The following is an 18,554-nucleotide window of genomic DNA, read 5'->3' as shown; positions in this document are numbered from 1 at the left end:
CGGACCGCACTGCGCAGCCCGCGCCGCGGAATCCGGCACGCGGCGGCGCGCGCACCGCCGCGCGAACGACCATGGAAGAGGACATGACGAAGGCTGCCGACACCCCCGCCGCGCGCTCGCGCGACCGTGGGCCGCTGACGCCCGGGTCCTTCGCGGCAGCGGGCTCCGGGCTCGCCGAGGAGCTTGCCGAGCGCCTCGGCGACGTCGAGGAGATCCTTGAGACCGCCGTCGCCCAGGCCGACCACCTCGCCGACGAGGCCTCCCACCACCTGCTCGCCGCCGGCGGCAAGCGGGTGCGGCCCATGCTCGTCCTCCTCACCGCCCAGTTGGGCGACGGGTCGCGGCCCGAGGTGCGCAGCGCCGCCGCGGCCGTCGAGCTCATCCACCTCGCGACCCTCTACCACGACGACGTCATGGACGATGCGCCGCTGCGCCGCGGTGCCCCGGCGGCACAGCACGTGTGGGGCAACTCCGTGGCCATCCTCACCGGCGATCTGCTGTTCGCCCGGGCCTCGCTGCTGAGCGCCCAGCTGGGCGTCGAGGCGGTCCGGCTGCAGGCGGAGACGTTCGAGCGGCTCGTCCTGGGCCAGCTCGCCGAGTTCTCCGGGCCGCCCGCCGGGGCCGACCCCATCGAGCACTACCTGCGCGTGCTCGCGGACAAGACCGGCTCGCTCATCGCCGCCGCCGGCGAGTTCGGGCTCATCTACTCCAACGGCCCGCGCGAGCTCATCGGTCCCCTGCGCGACTTCGGCGAGCGCGTGGGGATCGCCTTCCAGCTCGCCGACGACCTCATCGACCTGGCCGGCGATGGAGCGAAGACCGGCAAGACGCCGGGCACGGACCTGCGCGAGGGCGTGCCGACGCTGCCCGTGCTCTACGCCCGCCGCGCCGCAGCGGCCGGCGATGCGCAGGCGGCCCAGGCCATCGTGCTCCTCGACGAGGACCTGAGCTCCGATGCCGCGCTGGAGGCCGCGCGGCGCGCGGTCGTCGCGCTGCCGGCCACCGCGCAGGCCGCGGCCGAGGCCCGCCGCTGGGCCGCCGAGGCCGTCGAGGCGCTGGCCGCGCTGCCCGCGGGCGCCGTGCGCGACGAGCTCGAGGCGTTTGCCGCCTCGGTCGTCGAGCGGGTCGCCTAGACCGAGCGCCGTTCGCGGCTCCCGCGGTTCGCGCGCGCCGCGGCCGCCGCCGACCAGGCGTTCGGGCGTCACGGCGAAGATCGTCTGGTCGTCGCCGTGGGAGAGCCGCGGGAGACAGGAGAGGCGCCGTCGTTGCCAGCGGGGCTGGTGATCCGGGATGCGGAGGCGACGGCTCAGGGGCAGACGACGAGCTTGCCGCCGCCCCTGCCCGCTGCGGCATCCGCCCACGCCTGCGGCAGCTCTGCCAGGGGGCGGACGTCGGGCCGCACCTCGAGTTCGCCGTTGGCCAGCAGGGCGGCGACCTCGGCGTAGGCGGCGGTGCGCTCGGCCGAGGCGGCCAGGAAGTTCGAATGGCCGATGAAGGAGATGCCCCGATTGCGGAAGTCCGGGGCGGCGATCTCACCGCGTGCCCCGGCGGAGTTGCCCACCTGCGCGAAGCGCCCATAGCGGGCGGTGTGCTCCACCGCAGCGCCGGCGTAGTCGCCCCACAGGGTGTCCACGACGACGTCGAAGGGCTCGAGTCCTGCCAGGCCGGTGGACATCTCGTCCGCCGTGGTGGCGTGCACCGGCCGTCCTCCCGCACGCTCGATGGCGCTGCCGGCGCCGCGGGTGGTGGCCGCAACCTCCGCGGCGCCGAGTGCCCGGGCGAGCTGGACGGTGAGGCGGCCCACGCTGCCCGTGCCGCCCAGTACGAGCACCCGTTCGCCCGCCTGCATCCGCCCGGCCTTCGTGAGCGCCAGGAAGGCGGCGATGCCGGGCACCCCGAGCGCGGCGCCGGCGACCGGGTCGACGCCCGCCGGCAGCTCCACCGTCTCCGCACCGGAGAGGTCCACCCGCTCGGCGAACGAGCCGAACGGCGGAGCCGGTGCGGAGAAGTAGACGTGGGTGTCCGGGCCGGTCTGGGCGACGCCTTCGAAGCCCAGCACGTCACCGGCGGAGAGCGGGCGGAACGGGAAGCCGCCGGCGCCGATCGCGAGGTCCACGGGGTTGAGCGCCGCGGCCCGCACGGGGGCGAGCGCAGGTTCCGCAGTGGGCGGGTCCCAGTCGGAGAGGGCGGGAGTGCCGCCGGGCTGAGCGAGGAATGCCTGCATCGTGCCGCCTTTCGGTTCCGCTGCGACGGCGTGCGGCCTGCCGCCCGGGGCCCCCGTCCGAAGCCGGCGCTCGCCGGGGCGAGCCGACGGCGAGCGCCGTGGTACAGCGAGAGGCTGTGCGCTCGGGTGAGCGGGAGCCCGAGTCTACGCCGGTGCGATGCGGGGGCAACCCCAGCGCTGCGCCATCAGCGGCGGCGGCCCCGCCGGGAGGCGCGCAGCATGTCCGCGATGATGAGTCCGACCGTGGCCCAGATGATGATGAAGCCGATCCAGCGGGTCGTCGACATCGCCTCGTGGAAGACGAGCGTGCCGAGGACGAATTGCATGGTGGGCGCGATGTACTGGAGCATGCCCACCCAGGACAGCGGGACCCGGCGCGTGGCCCCGGAGAACATGATGAGCGGGATCGCGGTAAGGGGGCCCAGGAGCATCATGATGCCCGCGTGGCCCAGGCCTGCGCTGCCGAAGTGGGAGTGGCCGGTGGCTGCGAGGACGCCGATGACGACGAGCGCGGGCGGGGTGAGGACCGCCGTCTCGATCGTCAGGCCCTCGAGGGCGCCCACCCGGCCGCCCACCCGGTTCTTCACCAGCCCGTAGGTCCCGAAGCTGAAGGCCACGGCCAGCGACAGCCACGGCATGTGGCCGTAGCCCGCCGCGATGACGACGACCGCCGCAGCGCCCAACCCCACCGCGGCCCACTGGAGCGGGCGCAGCCGCTCGTGCAGGAAGATGACGCCCAGCGCGATCGTGACGAGGGGATTGATGAAGTAGCCCAGCGAGATCTCGAGGACGCGGTTGACCTCCACCCCGTAGAGGAACGCGAACCAGTTGCACGCGACGATCGCGCTGGCCAGGGCCAGGGTGCCCAACAGGCGGGGGCTGCGAACCGCGGCCAGGACCCGGCCGAAGCCGCGGGCGCCGGTGAGCAGGATGAGGCAGAAGACCAGCGACCACACGATGCGGTGGGCGAGGATCTCGAGGCTCGAGGCGGGCGCCGCGAGCGCGAAGAACAGGGGCATGAAACCCCAGAAGACATAGCTGGCGGTGCCGAGGAGCAGGCCAGCGCGACGGCGGGCGGCCTCGTCCTCGGGGAGGGGAGTGTGGGTCACCCGCTCAGTCTAGGGAGGCCCCGGGTTCACGGGGCGAGTGCCCGCGGGCAGAGACGCCATCCGGCGCGCACCGGGCCTGCGTCGCTGCCGCTGCCGCTGCCGCAGTGATCCCCGGAGCCGCTGCCGCAGCGATCCTGGCCCGGGTCACAGTGATCCTGCACCGGGATTCGGCAACGAAATGCTGGGCCAATTAGACTGGTCCGCGGTGCCCGTGCGGGCCTCAGACCGCGCGCGGCCGACGCAGACGCTAAAGGAGTGACATGAGCCGAGCTCTCAGGGTGGCGATCGTGGGCGCGGGCCCCGCCGGGATCTACGCGGCGGACCTGCTGACGAAGGCCGAGCGCGACTTCGAGGTCAGCATCGACCTGTTCGAGCGGCTGCCCGCCCCCTTCGGCCTGGTGCGCTACGGCGTGGCCCCGGACCATCCGCGTATCAAGGGCATCATCAACGCGCTCATCAAGGTCCTCGACCGCGGCGACATCCGCCTGTTCGGCAACGTCGACTTCGGCACGGACATCACGCTCGAGCAGCTGCAGGACCACTACGACGCCGTCATCTTCTCCACCGGCAGCTTCGTCGATGCCCGCCTCGACATCCCCGGGGTGGACCTGCCGCGCTCCTACGGCGCCGCCGACTTCGTCAACTGGTACGACTCGCACCCCGATGTGGGCCAGGAGTGGCCGCTCGACGCGCAGCGCGTCGCGGTGATCGGCAACGGCAATGTGGCCCTCGACGTGGCGCGCATCCTCGCCAAGCAGGCCGATGACCTGCTGAGCACGGAGATCCCGGATCACGTGTACGACGGGCTCAAGAAGTCCGAGGTCACGGACGTCCACGTCTTCGGCCGCCGCGGCCCGGCGCAGACGAAGTTCACCCCGCTCGAGCTGCGCGAACTGGGCCACGTCAAGGACGTCGACATCATTGTCTACCCGGAGGACTTCGAGTTCGACGAGGCCTCCATGGCGGCGATCCACTCGAACAACCAGGTCAAGCAGGTCACCAAGACCCTCACGGACTTCACGCTGCGCGAGCCCACGGGCGCCCCCCGCCGCCTGCACCTGCACTTCCTCCACGCACCGGTGGCCGTGCTGGGAACCCAGGAGGAGGGGGTCACGGGCCTGCGCACCGAGCGCCAGGAGCTCGACGGCAACGCCGGGGTCACCGGCACTGGCGAATTCGTCGACTGGGGCATGGACGCGGTCTACCGGGCGGTCGGCTACTTCGGCTCGCCGCTGCCCGGCCTGCCCTTCGATCAGGCCCGCGGCGTCATCACGAACGTCGAGGGCCGCGTGGTGGACGGCGACGCACAGGCCACGGCCGCGCAGGCCGAGACCATTCCGGGCGTCTACACGACCGGTTGGATCAAGCGGGGCCCGGTGGGCCTCATCGGCCACACGAAGGGCGATGCGCTCGAGACGATCACGCACCTCATCGAGGACCGCGCTGCCGGTGCGCTGCCCGAGCCCGCGCACCCGGGCGAGGACGACATCGTGGACTTCCTCGACGCGGCGGGCGTCGAGTACGTCGACTGGGAGGGCTACCACCTCCTCGAGGCCGCGGAGAAGGCCGCGGGCGAGCCCCACGGCCGCGAGCGCATCAAGATCGCCACGCGGGAGGGCATGCTCGCGCAGGCCCGGCGCGCGGTGGAGTCCGCCGCCGAGGCGCCCGCGGGGCACTGAGCGGCGCCGCTTCGGGCGCGGGCCGGGGCGTGGGCCGGGCCCACACGCCCCTCAGCCGGCCCGGGGGAGGGCGCCCGGGCCCGAGGCCGCTCAGCGCGGGGCGTACATGATGAGCGCCACGCCGACCAGGCAGACGAGCGCGCCGCTGAGGTCCCAGGCATCGGGCCGGAAGCCGTCGGCGACCATTGCCCACGCGAGCGACCCGACGATGAAGACGCCCCCGTAGGCCGCGAGGACCCGCCCGAAGCCGCCGTCGGGCTGCAGGGCGGCGGTGAAGCCGTAGAGGCCCAGCGCCACGACCCCGGCGCCCAGGAACAGCCACCCGCGGTGCTCGCGGACGCCCTGCCAGATCAGCCATGCCCCGCCGATCTCGAGCACGGCGGCCAGTGCGAACAGGACGATCGACTTGAGGGTGTCCATGGGGCTCCTGAGCAGGGCGGCGGGCAATCGCCTCCCACCCTTGCAGACCGTCCGCCGGCGCGCACCGGGCAGGCCGGCCGCAGGCCCCAAACCCGTCGTCCACACGCCCGCCGCCTCCAGCCACGGACCACCAGCCCACCAGCCCTCCAGTCCCAGACCACCAGGAGCCCCCGCACCCGTGAACCACGTCCGCGAATTCTTCCGCCTGGCACCCGCCCAGCGCGACCACATCCCCGCCTTCCGCATCGCGCTGGGCGTGGGGGCCCCCTCCTCGCGCTGCTGGCGCTCGGCCGGCTGGACCTCGCGATCTACGCCTCCTTCGGCGCGTTCACCGGGATCTACGGCCGGTTCGAGGCGCGCCGCGCGCGGGCGGCGCGCCAGGCGATCGCGGGCGGGCTGCTCACCGCCTCCGTGGCCGTCGGCGCCGTGCTCGCGGCGCTGGGGGCGGACGTCTGGGCGCTCACGGCCGTGACCGCGCTCGTGTCCGGGGCCGGTGCGGTGACCGCGGCGCGATTCGGGCTCAAGCCGTCCGGGTCGATCTTCTTCATCTTCGCCACCGCCGCGGTGGGCTCGGTGCCGCACGGGGCTCCGGTGTGGCTCGCCGCGCGCAGCGCGGCGGCGGCCGCGGGCTTCTGCATCCTGCTGGGCACCGGGGCCCACCTGCTGGGCGAGGGCCGCATCCACGAGCCCCTCGGCCGCCTGACCTCGAACCTCACGGCCCGCGAGCTGGCGGGGCAGTTCGGCCGCTTCACCGCCGCGCCCCTGCTGGGCGGGGCCCTGGGGATCGCCGCAACGCAGCTGCTGCCGGGCCTCTCCCACTCCTACTGGGCGATGGTGGCGGCGGCCGCGCCCATCAGCGCGCCCCACCGCTCGGCGCGGGTGATCCGCGGCCTGCACAGGATCGTGGGCACGCTGGCGGGGGTCGCGGTCACGGCGCTGCTCCTCGCGTTCCCGGCCCAGCCCTGGCAGCTCGTGCTCGACGTCATCGTCCTGCAGTTCGCCGCCGAGGTGCTGGTCACCCGCAACTACGCACTCGCTCTGCTCTTCATCACCCCGCTGGCGCTCACGATGACCCAGCTGGGCAGCCCCCAGCCGGTGGGCGGGCTCGTCGCCTCGCGGGCGGCGGAGACGGCGATCGGGGCCGCGGCGGGCATCGCCGTGGTGCTCCTGGGCTTCCGCACCGAGGGCCGCGAACGGCGCCGCGCCCGCGAGGCCGCCCGCGGTCCGGGACACAGCGCACAGGGCGACCGGCACGGGTGAGGGCCACCGGATGGGGGCGGCGCCGGGGTGCTCAGCGGTAGTTCGTGAACTGCACGTCGACGTCGAGGTCCTTGCCCTTGAGCAGGGAGATGACGTCCTGGAGGTCATCGCGCTTCTTCGAGGTCACCCGCAGCTCATCGCCCTGGATCTGGGCCTTGACGCCCTTGGGGCCCTCCTCGCGGATGATCTTCGAGATCTTCTTCGCGTTGTCCTGGTCGATGCCGTCCTTGATCGAGGCCTCCAGGCGGAACTCCTTGCCCGAGGGGTACGGCTCGCCCAGGTCCAGCGACTTCAGGGAGATGCCGCGCTTGATGAGCTTGGACTCGAAGACATCGAGGACGGCCTTGACGCGGTCCTCGGAGACGGCCTTCATCATGACCTTCTCGCCCGACCAGGCGATCGAGGCGTCCGTGCCCTTGAAGTCGTAGCGCGAGCCGATCTCCTTGGCCGCCTGGTTGAGGGCGTTGTCCGCCTCCTGCTTGTCGACCTTGCTCACGATGTCGAAGCTCGAATCGCCTGCCATGTGTCATCCACTCCTTCGCGTCCGCCGCGGCCGCTGCTCGTCTTGGGTGTGCGGGGCCGGCCCCCAGCCGGGTCGTCGAGGCGCGGGGCCGGTGCTCGTGCGGCCAGTCTAGGGGCTCGGGGCGGCTGCGGGCTGCGCGGCGCGGTGCGGTGACAGCGGTATGCGCGGGCGCCGGCCCCGCAATTTCACAACGGCCGCGGCGCTATGTATGCTTTCTCTGGTGTTCATGCGGGCTGACCCGCACGAGCGCACCGCGGCAGGTTACCCGAGCGGCCAAAGGGGACTGACTGTAAATCAGTTGGCTTATGCCTACATAGGTTCGAATCCTATACCTGCCACACGGAAGAAGGGCCCCGCCACCAGCGAATACGCTGGGGCGGGGCCTTCGCCGTGGATGCCCGCGCGTGACCGGTGACGGCCGCGCCGCTCGGCGCCGTCGCCCGTCCCAGCGCTGCTGTCCGCGCCGGTGCCGTCCCTCACGCCGGTGCCGTCCCTCACGCCGGTGCCGGGATCGAGGCATCGGCACCCCGGGGCCGTGCGGTCGGCTCAGTCGGCGGCGCCCACGCGGCCGAGCGCCTCGGCGGCCCGGATGAGGCCCAGGTGGCTGAACGCCTGGGGGAAGTTTCCCGCCATGCGGCCGGCGCGCCCGTCGTACTCCTCGCTGAAGAGCCCCAGGTCGTTGCCCGCGGCCACGACGCGCTCCATGAGAGCGTGCGCATCCGCGCGGCGCCCGGAGTCCGCGTACTGCTCGACGAGCCAGAAGCAGCAGACGAGGAACGGGTGCTCGATGCCCGCCAGGCCGTCTTGGCCCTGGGCGCGGTAGCGCAGCACCAGGCCGTCGGCGGTGAGCAGGTCAGCCTCGATCCGGGCAACCGTCGCGAGCATCCGCGGGTCATCGGCCGGCACGAAGCCCGTGTGCGGGATCTGCAGGAGGGAGGCATCGACCTCCGCGGAGCCGTAGGTCTGGGTGAACGCCCCATCCTCGTCGACCCCGTGCTCCAGCACCTCCTCCCGCAGCCGGGCGCGCATCCGCCGCCACCCCTCGACGTCCGCGGCGGGCGCGGTGAGGCCCTCGTCCTCGACGGCGCGGATCCCGCAGTCGAAGGCGGCCCACACCATGATCCGCGAGTGGGTGAAGTAGGCGGGCTCCCCGCGCATCTCCCACAGGCCCTGGTCCGGATCGTCGATGTGCGCGGCGCTGTAGCGCATCAGCTCGCACTGCAGCGCCCAGGACCACTGCGATTCCGCGAGCCCCGCGCGCCGCATGTGCGCCAGTGCGATCATCACCTCGCCCACGACGTCGCCCTGGTACTGCGCGACTGCGGCGTTGCCCACGCGCACGGGCCGCGAGCCGTCGTAGCCGGCCAGGTGGTCGAGCTCGAGCTCGGTGAGGATGCGCTCGCCGCCCACGCCGTACATGATCTGCAGGCGCTCGGGATCGCCGGCGATGGCGCGCAGCAGCCAGTCCCGCCAGCCCGCCGCCGCCGAGGTGTGGCCGTGGGTGAGCAGCGCCTCGAGCGTGAGCGCCGCGTCGCGCAGCCAGCAGTAGCGGTAGTCCCAGTTGCGCTCGCCCCCGAAGTCCTCCGGCAGGCTCGTCGTGGGCGCGGCGACGATCCCGCCCGTGGTGCGGTGGGTGAGGGCGCGCAGGGTCAGCAGCGAGCGCTCCACGAGCTCGCACCACTCGCCGGCGACCTCGGAGCGCTCGAGCCACTGGCTCCACGCCGCGTGGGTGCGCTGCCGTGCCCAGTCCGGATCCGGCGGCTCGGGCGCGGTCGACCACGAGGGGAACCACGTGAGCGTCCACGTCGCACGGGCCTGTGCCTCGGCGCTCAGCTCGTGGCGGCCCTCGTGGACGGAGTCGTGCGGGTGCAGCGCGGGGCCGTGGAGGGCGAGCGCGCTGGGGCCGCCCACCGCGGTGAAGACCTCGGTGCCCGCGGCATCGGCCTGCTGGTGGACCCAGGGGACCACCGAGCCGTAGTCGAAGCGCACGCGCAGCTCCTGTTCGACCACCACGCGCCCGCGCGTGCAGGCCACGGTGCGCATGAGGTCGGAGTTCTCCGCCACCGGGGCGCCGCTGGGCGCGTGCCCGTCCGGGGGCACCGGCGCATCGAGGGCGACGTCCGCCGCGGCGGCCGCGCCGGCCGCATCGCAGTGGTCGCCCGGGGGATGGAGCACCGGCATGAAGTCGTGGACGACGGCGGTGCCGGTGGGGGAGCGCCAGGTCGTCTCGAGGATGAGCGTGCCGGGCAGGTAGCGGCGGGAGAGCACGCGGCCGTCGGCGATCGCCAGGCGCCACGCACCGTTGGACTCGTCGCCCAGGAGGGCCGCGAACGCGGCCGGCGAGTCGAAGCGGGGCAGGCACAGCCAGTCGACGACGCCCTCGCGGGTGATGAGCGCGGCCGTCCGGTTGTCCGACAGCAGCGCGTGCTCGCCGATGGGCACGCTGTGCCCGGCCGCCCGCTCATCGCCCGCCGCGGCGCCCGAGTCGCCTGCACCCGCCTCGTGTCCCGAATCGCCCGCGCGCGAGCGCTCCGCGCCCGCGCGCCGGTGCCGTGTGCTGCCCGCTGTCCCATCGCCCGTCATCGTGCGATTCTCCCGCAGGGGTCCGCCCGGCGTCGATGCGTTCCGCCGACCGGTCCCGCGGTGGCGCACCGCAGCGGTACCGCCGTTACCGGGCGGGGGCGTCCCGGCACCCGTCTCAGCCCGCGGTGAGCGGGAGGCGGGCCGCGGCCCGCGGATGGCAGACTGGGACCGGCACGGCCACTGCCCCACGCCTCGGCGGCGGTGGGCACCGCGCGCCCGAGGCCCGGGTGGCCCGGCCGCTGCCGCGCCCGGCCCAGGCACGCCCGACGAACCCCCGACGAATGGAGAGACGATGGCCCGCGAGTCGATCGACGACCTGCTGGAGCGGGTGCTCGCCCGCAATCCCAACGAGCCGGAATTCCACCAGGCCGTGCGCGAGGTGCTGGGCTCGCTGCGCGCCATGGAAGGCCGCCATCCGGAGTACGAGGACGCGCGGATCGTCGCGCAGATGTGCGAGCCGGAGCGCCAGATCATCTTCCGGGTGCCGTGGATCGACGATGCGGGCACCGTGCAGATCAACCGCGGCTACCGCGTCGAATTCAACTCCGCGCTGGGCCCCTACAAGGGCGGCCTGCGCTTCCACCCGAGTGTCAACCTCGGCATCGTGAAGTTCCTGGGCTTCGAGCAGATCTTCAAGAACGCGCTCACCGGGCTGCCGATCGGCGGCGGCAAGGGCGGCAGCGACTTCGATCCCCACGGCAAGTCCGATGACGAGGTCATGCGGTTCTGCCAGTCGTTCATGACGGAGCTCTACCGCTACATCGGCGAGTACACCGATGTGCCGGCCGGTGACATCGGAGTGGGCGCGCGGGAGATCGGCTACCTGTTCGGCCAGTACAAGCGCATCACGAACCGCTACGAGTCCGGCGTCCTCACCGGCAAGGGCCTGAGCTGGGGCGGCTCGCTCGTGCGCACCGAGGCCACGGGCTACGGCGCGGCCGCGTTCGCGCAGGAGATGCTGGGCACGCTGGGGATGTCGTTCGACGGCCTGACCGTGGGCGTCTCCGGGTCCGGCAACGTCGCGATCTACGCGATCGAGAAGGTCCAGCAGCTGGGCGGGCGGGCCATCACCGCCTCCGACTCCTCCGGCTACGTCGTCGACGAGGCCGGCATCGACTTGGAGCTGCTCAAGCAGATCAAGGAGGTCGAGCGCGGGCGGATCGGCGAGTACGCCGAGCGCCGCTCCGGCGCCCGCTTCGTCAAGGGCGGCTCCGTGTGGGAGGTCCCCATGGACGTCGCGCTGCCGTGCGCCACCCAGAACGAGGTCGACGCCGACGATGCCCGCGCGCTCGTGCAGAACGGCGCGAAGGTCCTCGCCGAGGGCGCGAACATGCCCACGCAGGCCGATGCGGTGGAGATCCTGCGCGATGCGGGCGTCGCGTTCGGCCCCGGCAAGGCCGCCAACGCAGGCGGTGTGGCCACGAGTGCGCTGGAGATGCAGCAGAACGCCGGGCGCGATACGTGGACGTTCGAGCACACAGAGGAGCGCCTCGTGGAGATCATGAAGAACATCCATGCGGACTGCCTCGCCACGGCCGAGGAGTACGGGCACCCCGGCGACTACGTCGCGGGCGCCAACATCGCGGGCTTCCGGCGGGTCGCGGACGCGATGCTCGCGTTCGGCGTGGTGTGAGCCCCGCGGTGTTCGCCGAGTACCTCGAGGCCAGCGGCGCCGAGCGCGTGCCGGGCGCCGATGCGCCGCCGTGGGTGATCGCCCACCGCGGGTACTCCGGCGTGGCGCCGGAGAACACGCTGGCCGCCGTGGACGCCGCCCGGGCGCTGGGCGTCGACCTCATCGAGGTCGACATCAACCTGAGCGCCGACGGCACGCCGATCGTCATCCACGACCAGACGCTCAGCCGCACGACGGGCTCGCACGGGACGATCGCCCAGCTCAGCGACGAGCGGATCTCGCTCGCCGATGCCGGCGGCTGGCTGGGGCCGGGGTATGCCGGGCAGCGCGTGAGCCCGCTGCGCACGGTGCTCGCCGCGCTGCGGGCCCACGGGGGCAGCCTGCTCCTCGAGCTCAAGCACGACTGGTCGCCGGGCGCCGTCAGCCGGGTGGCCGAGGAGATCATCGCCGCGGGGATGTCCGATCGCACGATCGTCCAGAGCTTCTCCGCGCGCACGGTGGGCGCCTGCCGCGACCTCGCCCCCATGGTGCCGCGCTGCCTGCTGCGCATGGTGCCCAAGGAGGGCGACCTGGAACTGGCGGCGGAGCTCGAGGCGATCGGCATCAACGTCTCCATGCGCGGCTACGGCCTGCGCCGGGAGCTCGTCGAGGAGGCGATGCGGGCGGGATTCGGCGTCTTCGTCTTCACCGTCGACACCGCCCGGGAATGGGAGCGGCTGCTGGCAGCCCGGGTCCACGGCCTCATCACGAACCAGCCGGGGCGCCTGCAGGGCTATCTCGCGGCGAAGTACGAGGCGGTCTGAGGCACCCGCCTGCCGGCTGGGAGAGGGCCGCGGCGGCGGGCCCCGGGGGCGGTGCCGATGGTCCCGGCGAGGTTTTGCCAACAGCCGAGTGGCTCATGTACAGTTCTTTCTCGTTGCCCCGATAGCTCAGTCGGCAGAGCATCTCCATGGTAAGGAGAAGGTCAAGGGTTCGATTCCCTTTCGGGGCTCTCGCACGTTCAGCGTGCCGAGGCGGGGTAGCTCAGCTGGTTAGAGCGCACGACTCATAATCGTGAGGTCGGGAGATCGAGCCTCCCCCCCGCTACCGCCCACACGGCCGCCGGATGCCCTCCGGCGGCCGTGTCCATTCACGGCCGGGCGACCCGTTGGCCGGCAGCCCCCTCAGCGCGAGCGCAGCTCCCGGCGCAGGATCTTGCCGGTCGCGGTCTTGGGCAGCTGCTCCAGCACCTCGACGCTGCGCGGGTACTTGTAGGCCGCCATGTTCGCCCGGCAGTAGTCGACGATCTCCTCCCCGCTGGCCTGTGCGCCCTCCTTGAGGGTCACGTACGCCTTGACCGTCTCACCGCGGTACTCGTCGGCCACGCCCACGACGGCCGCCTCGCTGATCGCCGGGTGGCCGTAGATGACGTCTTCGACCTCGCGGGGCCACACCTTGTAGCCGGCGGCGTTGATCATGTCCTTCTTGCGGTCGACGAGGAAGATCCAGCCGTCGGCATCGGCGAAGCCCACGTCGCCGGTCCTGAGGAAGCCGTCGTCAAACGCCTCTTGCGTCGCCTCCGGGCGCTCCCAGTAGCCGGGCACCACCTGGGGCCCCGCGCACAGCAGCTCGCCGTATTCACCGGCCGCGCAGTCGCGGCCGTCCTCGCCCACGACGCGCACCCGGGTGCCGTAGACGGGCCGCCCGATCGACAGGGCGCCGGAGGCGGGGTCGACCGGGGCGCGCGCGTCGCGCGGCACGCCGATGGCCGCGGAGGTCGTCTCGCTCATGCCGAAGATGTTGTGCACGTAGGCGCCGAAGACGCCCTCGAGCCTGTCCGCCAGCGCGGGGGCCACGGGGGCCCCGCCCGTGTAGACGACGTCGAGGCCGGCGAAGTCCTCGGGTCCGTTCTCACTCGCGTCCGCGAGGGCCATGAGCGCGGTGATGGCACCGATCGTGAAGACGGGGCGATGGGCGCGCGCGGCCTGAAGCATCGCCTTCGGGTGGAACCGGTGTGTCAGCGCGATGGGATGGGCGCCGCGGATGCCGAGCATGAGGTGGGCGACCATGCCGGTGATGTGGAACAGCGGGGCGACGCCCAGGATCGGCTGGCCCGGGCGCAGCCCGGTGAGCGCCTCGAACACCTCGGCGTCGAAGGCCAGGTTGCCGTGGGTGTTGCAGGCGCCCTTGGGCTTGCCCGTGGTGCCCGAGGTGTAGGTGAGCAGTGCGACATCGTCCGGCCGCGCCTGCGGTGGGGCGGGCACCGACGGCGGGTCGGCGAAGACGTCGTCGGCGAGCACGCAGCGCGGCTCGGCGGCGAGCTCGGCCGGGGCTGCGACCTCGGCGACCTCCGTGCCGTCGCCGCGCCATTCGCGGTGCCCGCCCACGATCGTGAGCGCGAGCCCGGCGCTCACGACGACATCGCGGGCGACCTCCGCAAAGAGCCCCGGCAGGGTGATGAGGGCCCGGGCCCCGGAATCGGACAGGTGGTAGGCAAGCTCGCGGGCCGTGTTCATGGGGTTGACGGGCACCGCGATGCCGCCGATCTTCCAGGCCGCGATGAGCCCGGCGACGAACAGGGGGTCGTTCTGTGCGAAGAGGGCGATGCGGTCGCCCGGGCCCAGCCCGGCCCGGGACAGTGCACCGGCCAGGGCGGCGGCCCGCTCGTCGAGTTCGCGGAACGTCAGCGGCTGTGCGAAGTCGTAGAGGAAGGGCACGTCCCCGTATTCCGCCACCGCCGCGTCCCACATGGCGACGGCGGTGGGGAAGCGGGAGCCGAGGGGCTCGTCGAACGGCTGGGCCGCGCGCAGCTCCGGGGCGGGGGTATCGGCGGTCATCGCGCTGCTCCTTCGCTGCGGACTCCGGTGTCCGCCTCGACGCCAGCCGAGCGACCGCTCGGCTCGTGTGAAAGCGTAGCGCAGGACGCCTCAGCGCCGCTGGGCTGAACCGCCCGTGCCCGCATCGCCCGTGCCCCCACTGTCTGCGGCAGAGTCCGGGGACGCGGCAGGGCCCTGGGACGCGGCTGAGCCCGGGAGTGGGGAATCGGCATCGGACCCCGCCCCGTGGCCGCCTGCCCGGTCCCGGCGGGGCGGCGGGGAGCCGATGGGGCGGAAGTCGGAGAACGGGTGGGCCCGCACGGCCTCGCGGGCCTCGCGGAGGCTCCGGGCGCCCACCGTGCGCGGGTCGCGGGCGATCATCATGGCCCGCGCGGTGCTGGGGATGAGCAGCGCGATGAGCGCCAGGCCGGCCCACAGGGCAATCGGCCAGCCGGTGCCGCTGCCGAGCACCTCGGCGGAGCTCCAGCTCAGCGGCACGCACACGGCGGCCAGCACCGCGCAGACCGCCGCCACAGCCCAGTGCGCCCAGGCAACGGCGCGCACGGTGCGCGGCGGGCGCACGAGCGCGCACGCCTGCATGGGCCACAGGAGGAAGAACGGCGCGAACAGCGAGCCCGCCCCCAGTCCCAGCACCCAGGCAAGCGCCCACTCCGGGCGCACGTTGAGCAGGTGGACCATGAGCGGGAACCCGGCGATGGCACCGCCGGCGGCGAGCCCCGCGAGCAGCCACATGCGCCCGGGAGCGGCGGCGGTGCGCGCGGCGGCACCGGCCGCCTCAGGCAGCGCGGCGCTCGCACCGGCCAGCTGGGCGAAGCGCTGGGGCTCGATGATGCCCATGTCCTCCCAGCGCAGGCCGGAGCGCGCGCAGAAGCGCTTGACCGCGTAGGCGTGGTAGAGCGGCTGCGGGTCACCGCCCAGGTAGGCCAGCGGCTCCCCGGCCCCATCGAGGACGAACCAGCACCGCCGCCAGGCGGTGCGCCGCGGCTGGCCGCGCTCGGGATCGCCGCTCATGCTCCCGCCCGCGCGCAGGCGCAGGTCCGCGAACCCGATCGCCGCGGGGGCCCGCGCACCGGTGCGCGGCAGCTCCACCGCGGGTCCGCGCGGCGGGCGCACGATGAGCGCACCGGCGGTGGCCTCGACGAGCGGGGCGCGCGCGGTGGGCTGCGGCTCGAGCGCGAAGCGGCGATCGGCCACGGCCCCTCCTCATGCGGCGGCAGCCGGGGCACTCCCAGCGCACGGCACGATTCTCGCACGGCTCCGGCGGGCGGGCAGCGCCGATCGTCTACTCTGGCAGGATGACCTCGTCCCCACCGGGCGGCGCCCGCGACACGATCGGCCAGGGCATCCGCCGCGCCCGCAACGCCCGCGGCCGCACCCTGGAGCAGGTGAGCGAGGAGATCGGCGTGAGCCCGGCGACGCTCTCGCTCATCGAGCGCGACAAGGTCTCCGTCACCCGCGCGCGCCTGAAGGAGATCGCCGCCGCGCTCGGCGCGGATCCCGCGGAGCTGGGCTGGGGGACGGACCCGGAGCACGAGGCGCAGCTGCGGGTGGAACCGGAATCCGAGCGCCCCCACGTGCTCGGGGCGGCCATCGAGTGCTTCACCCGGCGCGGGTACCACGGGACGTCCATGCGCGAGATCGCCCAGGCCGGGCACATGAGCGTGGCCGGGGTCTACCACTACTACGAGTCGAAGCAGCAGATGCTCGTCTCCGCGCTCGAACCCGCCATGGTCGAGCTGCGCGATGCCGTCGTCGCCGCGGGTCAGCGCCACCCGGAGGACGAGCCGGAGAAGCGCTTCGCCGCCATGATCGAGGTGCTCGCGATCTTCCACATCACGGAGCGCGACATCGCCTTCCTGGGCGGCAGCGAGCTGCGCAGCCTGGAGGGCGCGAACCGCGAGCGCGTCGTGCAGCTGCGCCGCGGCGTCCAGCACCTCGTGGACGCCGAGGCGCAGGCCGCCGCGGCTGCCGGCGCGTTCGCCAATCCGGACATCCTGTTCGCCAGCCGCATGGTCGTGAACATGTGCGTGTCCCTGGCGCGCTGGTATGACCCGGAGGGCCCCGTGGGCCCCGATGACGCGGTGGCCAATGCGGTCGCCTACGCGCTCGCCGTCATGAAGTCCACCGCCGTGGGCGCCTGAGCGCGCCCCGCGCTGCAGCCCACCCGCGCGCGTTCTGCCCTGAGGTCCTCCCGCCGCTAGACTCGGCCGCGGGAGCCCCCGCGCCGCGTGCCGGCGCCGGCGCCGCGCCGGGCGCGGCCCCCAGCCGTTGAGCGGAGAGGATGAGAATGGCAGTCAACACCGAGCTGCAGGGCACGAGCTACGCCCTGCCGGAGCCCTACGAGGTCTCCCGGGAGGCGATCGCGGCCTTCGCGCGCGCCACCCAGTCACATGATGCCGCGCACACGGACCCGCAGGCCGCCCGCGCCCTCGGCTACGCCGATGTCGTCGCGCCGCCCACGTTCGCCGTCATCCCCGCCCAGCGGGCCGAGGCGCGCTACATCTCCCTGCCCGAGGCCGGCATCGACTTCTCGCGGGTCGTCCACGGCTCCGAGCAGTTCTCCTACACCCGCCCGATCGTCGCCGGGGACGTCCTCAGCGCCGTCTGCCACGTCGACGGCCTGCGCGAGGCCGGCGGCCACGCGATGATCACGACGCGCACGGAGATCGCCGATGCGCACGCCGCGCCCGTCGTGACGGTCACGTCCACGATCGTGGTCCGAGGAGGAGACGATGACTGAATCCGCCGCGCCCCAGGACATGCCCGCCCAGTTCGCCCCCGTGGCCGCCCAGCTGCAGGTGGGCGCGCAGGTCGTCACGGCCGACGTCGAGTTCTCCCGCGCGGACCTGATCCGCTACGCGGGCGCCTCGGGCGACTTCAACACGATCCACTGGAACGAGCGCTTCGCCAAGGAGGTCGGCCTCGACGGCGTGATCGCCCACGGCATGCTCACGATGGGCGCGGTCATCGCCCCGATCGTGGAGTGGGCGGGCGCCCCCGGCGCCGTCCTCGACTACCGCACCCGCTTCACCGCTCCGGTCCTCGTGCCGGATGCCTCCAGCGGCTCGCCGGAGCAGCCCACCGCCTTCCTCACGGTGATCGCGAAGGTCGGCGCGATCGACGAGGACGCGAAGACCGTGCGCCTCGACATCGAGGTCGCCGACGGCGAGGCGAAGGTGCTCGGCCGCACCCAGGCCAAGGTGCGGGTGAAGTGAACTTCTCCGAGCTGACGACCATCCGGGTCGGCGGCCCGGCGGCCTCCGTCACCGAGGCCCGCACGCGCGCCGAGCTCATCGCCTTCTGCCGCGCTCACCCGCTCACCGCAGGCGCCGGCACCGCGCCGCCGGCCCTGTTCGTCGCCGGCGGGTCGAACCTGCTCGTCGGCGACGAGGGCTTCGCGGGCGATACGTGCCTCGTGCGCTCCCGCGGCGTGGACACGGAGCCCGGGGCCGACTCCGTGCTCGTCACTGCCGAGGCCGGCGAGCACTGGGACGACTTCGTCGCCTCGTGCGTCGAATACGGCCTGGCCGGCCTCGAGGCGCTCTCCGGCATCCCCGGCACCGTGGGCGCCGCGCCCGTCCAGAACGTGGGGGCCTACGGCGCCGAGGTCTCGGACACGATCGAGTCCGCGCTCGTCTTCGACCGGCTCACGGGCGACGCGCTGCGCCTCCTCGCGCGCGACCTGCACTTCGGCTACCGCACCTCGCTGCTCAAGCGGACCGCCGCCGAGTTCGGCCAGCCCCGCTTCGTCGTGCTCGCGGTGAGCTTCCGCCTGGCGCGGGCGGGGGAGTCCGCCCCGGTGCGCTACGGGCAGCTGGCCGGCCGGCTGGGCGTCGAGGTGGGCCAGGGCGCTCCGACCGACCGGGTGCGCGCGGCCGTGCTGGAGCTGCGCCGGTCCAAGGGCATGGTGCTCGACGAGGCCGACCACGACACCTGGTCGCTGGGCTCGTTCTTCACCAACCCCATCCTGCGGGGCCGCCCGGTGCCCGAGGGCGCGCCGGCCTACCCGGTGACCGACCCCACGACGGGCCGCGCCGAGGAGGGGGCGGTCAAGACCTCGGCGGCCTGGCTCATCGACCGTGCGGGCCTGGCCCGCGGCTACAGCGTGGGCAGCGGCCGGGCGGCCCTGTCCGGCAAGCACACGCTGGCGCTGACGAACCGGGGCGGGGCCACGGCCGCCGATGTCCTTGAGCTCGCCGCCGCCGTGCGCGACGGCGTCGAGGAGCGCTTCGGCATCCGGCTGGTCCCCGAGCCCAACCTCGTGGGCGCGACCCTGCCCGCGTAGGGCGCGGTCGGACGGCAGGGGG

At 73.6% G+C, this 18,554-nt stretch carries 16 protein-coding genes and 3 tRNA genes; 12 read left to right on the top strand and 7 right to left on the bottom strand.

Annotated features, from left to right (window positions below; translation table 11 throughout):
• Positions 1-83 precede the first annotated feature (83 nt).
• Entirely contained in the window at positions 84-1,133 is a 1,050-nt protein-coding gene (locus tag BRM1_RS06895) for a polyprenyl synthetase family protein (protein ID WP_268529605.1), read from the top strand.
• Positions 1,134-1,306: 173 nt separating this feature from the next.
• Here the strand turns inward: BRM1_RS06895 and BRM1_RS06890 are convergent, their stop codons facing one another.
• Entirely contained in the window at positions 1,307-2,224 is a 918-nt protein-coding gene (locus BRM1_RS06890; RefSeq protein ID WP_160951961.1) for a quinone oxidoreductase family protein, read from the bottom strand.
• Between the two features lie 185 nt (positions 2,225-2,409).
• A complete protein-coding gene (gene rarD / locus BRM1_RS06885) occupies positions 2,410-3,333 on the bottom strand; it encodes an EamA family transporter RarD (protein ID WP_268529603.1) in 924 nt (307 codons plus the stop codon).
• Between the two features lie 260 nt (positions 3,334-3,593).
• On the opposite strand from rarD, the gene BRM1_RS06880 reads away from it, so the two are divergent.
• The gene (locus BRM1_RS06880) at positions 3,594-5,012 is read left to right on the top strand and encodes an FAD-dependent oxidoreductase (RefSeq protein ID WP_160951959.1); all 1,419 of its coding nucleotides are present in this window, start codon (positions 3,594-3,596) and stop codon (positions 5,010-5,012) included.
• 90 nt (positions 5,013-5,102) lie between these two features.
• Here the strand turns inward: BRM1_RS06880 and BRM1_RS06875 are convergent, their stop codons facing one another.
• Complete coding sequence (locus tag BRM1_RS06875) at positions 5,103-5,432, bottom strand: YnfA family protein (protein WP_160951958.1); 330 nt, start codon at positions 5,430-5,432, stop codon at positions 5,103-5,105.
• A gap of 411 nt (positions 5,433-5,843) precedes the next feature.
• Here BRM1_RS06875 and BRM1_RS06870 point away from each other — a divergent pair, with 411 nt between their 5' ends.
• The gene (locus tag BRM1_RS06870) at positions 5,844-6,692 is read left to right on the top strand and encodes an FUSC family protein (RefSeq protein WP_268529601.1); all 849 of its coding nucleotides are present in this window, start codon (positions 5,844-5,846) and stop codon (positions 6,690-6,692) included.
• A 31-nt stretch (positions 6,693-6,723) separates the two neighbouring features.
• Here BRM1_RS06870 and BRM1_RS06865 read toward each other — a convergent pair whose 3' ends face one another.
• Positions 6,724-7,215, bottom strand: coding sequence for a YajQ family cyclic di-GMP-binding protein (locus tag BRM1_RS06865; RefSeq protein ID WP_268529599.1), 492 nt, complete (start codon positions 7,213-7,215; stop codon positions 6,724-6,726).
• A gap of 255 nt (positions 7,216-7,470) precedes the next feature.
• Here BRM1_RS06865 and BRM1_RS06860 point away from each other — a divergent pair.
• Positions 7,471-7,553 (top strand) — tRNA-Tyr (locus BRM1_RS06860).
• 208 nt (positions 7,554-7,761) lie between these two features.
• Here BRM1_RS06860 and BRM1_RS06855 read toward each other — a convergent pair.
• Positions 7,762-9,798 (bottom strand): glycoside hydrolase family 15 protein, encoded by a 2,037-nt coding sequence (locus BRM1_RS06855; RefSeq protein WP_268529597.1) that lies wholly within the window; start codon positions 9,796-9,798, stop codon positions 7,762-7,764.
• Between the two features lie 292 nt (positions 9,799-10,090).
• Between BRM1_RS06855 and gdhA the strand changes: the two genes are divergently transcribed.
• The 4 genes from gdhA (at position 10,091) to BRM1_RS06835 (ending at position 12,517) form a co-directional block, all read left to right on the top strand.
• Positions 10,091-11,431: an NADP-specific glutamate dehydrogenase gene (gdhA, locus tag BRM1_RS06850; RefSeq protein WP_268529595.1), complete on the top strand. Its 1,341-nt coding sequence runs from the start codon at positions 10,091-10,093 to the stop codon at positions 11,429-11,431.
• Between the two features lie 8 nt (positions 11,432-11,439).
• The gene (locus BRM1_RS06845; protein ID WP_160951968.1) at positions 11,440-12,234 is read left to right on the top strand and encodes a glycerophosphodiester phosphodiesterase; all 795 of its coding nucleotides are present in this window, start codon (positions 11,440-11,442) and stop codon (positions 12,232-12,234) included.
• 115 nt (positions 12,235-12,349) lie between these two features.
• Positions 12,350-12,422, top strand: a tRNA-Thr gene (locus BRM1_RS06840).
• A gap of 21 nt (positions 12,423-12,443) precedes the next feature.
• Positions 12,444-12,517 (top strand) — tRNA-Met (locus BRM1_RS06835).
• 77 nt (positions 12,518-12,594) lie between these two features.
• Here the strand turns inward: BRM1_RS06835 and BRM1_RS06830 are convergent.
• Both BRM1_RS06830 and BRM1_RS06825 read right to left on the bottom strand, forming a co-directional pair.
• The gene (locus BRM1_RS06830) at positions 12,595-14,247 is read right to left on the bottom strand and encodes an AMP-binding protein (RefSeq protein WP_268529593.1); all 1,653 of its coding nucleotides are present in this window, start codon (positions 14,245-14,247) and stop codon (positions 12,595-12,597) included.
• A 90-nt stretch (positions 14,248-14,337) separates the two neighbouring features.
• The gene (locus tag BRM1_RS06825) at positions 14,338-15,441 is read right to left on the bottom strand and encodes a hypothetical protein (RefSeq protein WP_268529591.1); all 1,104 of its coding nucleotides are present in this window, start codon (positions 15,439-15,441) and stop codon (positions 14,338-14,340) included.
• A 101-nt stretch (positions 15,442-15,542) separates the two neighbouring features.
• Between BRM1_RS06825 and BRM1_RS06820 the strand changes: the two genes are divergently transcribed.
• The 4 genes from BRM1_RS06820 to BRM1_RS06805 all read left to right on the top strand — a co-directional run bounded on the left by BRM1_RS06820 (position 15,543) and on the right by BRM1_RS06805 (position 18,532).
• Entirely contained in the window at positions 15,543-16,388 is an 846-nt protein-coding gene (locus tag BRM1_RS06820; protein WP_160951952.1) for a TetR family transcriptional regulator, read from the top strand.
• A gap of 146 nt (positions 16,389-16,534) precedes the next feature.
• Positions 16,535-16,987, top strand: a complete 453-nt coding sequence (locus BRM1_RS06815; RefSeq protein ID WP_160951951.1) for an FAS1-like dehydratase domain-containing protein — start codon at positions 16,535-16,537, stop codon at positions 16,985-16,987.
• The gene (locus tag BRM1_RS06810; protein ID WP_268529588.1) at positions 16,980-17,462 is read left to right on the top strand and encodes a MaoC/PaaZ C-terminal domain-containing protein; all 483 of its coding nucleotides are present in this window, start codon (positions 16,980-16,982) and stop codon (positions 17,460-17,462) included. Before BRM1_RS06815 ends, BRM1_RS06810 begins: the two co-directional genes overlap by 8 nt.
• Positions 17,459-18,532: a UDP-N-acetylmuramate dehydrogenase gene (locus BRM1_RS06805; RefSeq protein ID WP_160951950.1), complete on the top strand. Its 1,074-nt coding sequence runs from the start codon at positions 17,459-17,461 to the stop codon at positions 18,530-18,532. The genes BRM1_RS06810 and BRM1_RS06805 overlap by 4 nt, the downstream gene beginning before the upstream one ends.
• Positions 18,533-18,554: the final 22 nt, after the last annotated feature.

It is taken from the genome of Brevibacterium sp. BRM-1, from assembly GCF_026802075.1.
Lineage (GTDB): Bacteria > Actinomycetota > Actinomycetes > Actinomycetales > Brevibacteriaceae > Brevibacterium > Brevibacterium rongguiense.
This window is presented reverse-complemented; position numbering and strand designations above follow the sequence as displayed.

Coding starts and splice junctions, on each gene's coding strand:
- BRM1_RS06880 (WP_160951959.1), top strand. CDS start 3,594: ATGAGCCGAGCTCTCAGGGTGGCGATCGTGGGCGCGGGCCCCGCCGGG.
- BRM1_RS06895 (WP_268529605.1), top strand. CDS start 84: ATGACGAAGGCTGCCGACACCCCCGCCGCGCGCTCGCGCGACCGTGGG.
- BRM1_RS06820 (WP_160951952.1), top strand. CDS start 15,543: ATGACCTCGTCCCCACCGGGCGGCGCCCGCGACACGATCGGCCAGGGC.
- BRM1_RS06890 (WP_160951961.1), bottom strand. CDS start 2,224: ATGCAGGCATTCCTCGCTCAGCCCGGCGGCACTCCCGCCCTCTCCGAC.
- BRM1_RS06865 (WP_268529599.1), bottom strand. CDS start 7,215: ATGGCAGGCGATTCGAGCTTCGACATCGTGAGCAAGGTCGACAAGCAG.
- BRM1_RS06855 (WP_268529597.1), bottom strand. CDS start 9,798: ATGACGGGCGATGGGACAGCGGGCAGCACACGGCACCGGCGCGCGGGC.
- BRM1_RS06875 (WP_160951958.1), bottom strand. CDS start 5,432: ATGGACACCCTCAAGTCGATCGTCCTGTTCGCACTGGCCGCCGTGCTC.
- BRM1_RS06810 (WP_268529588.1), top strand. CDS start 16,980: ATGACTGAATCCGCCGCGCCCCAGGACATGCCCGCCCAGTTCGCCCCC.
- BRM1_RS06830 (WP_268529593.1), bottom strand. CDS start 14,247: ATGACCGCCGATACCCCCGCCCCGGAGCTGCGCGCGGCCCAGCCGTTC.
- gdhA (WP_268529595.1), top strand. CDS start 10,091: ATGGCCCGCGAGTCGATCGACGACCTGCTGGAGCGGGTGCTCGCCCGC.
- BRM1_RS06815 (WP_160951951.1), top strand. CDS start 16,535: ATGGCAGTCAACACCGAGCTGCAGGGCACGAGCTACGCCCTGCCGGAG.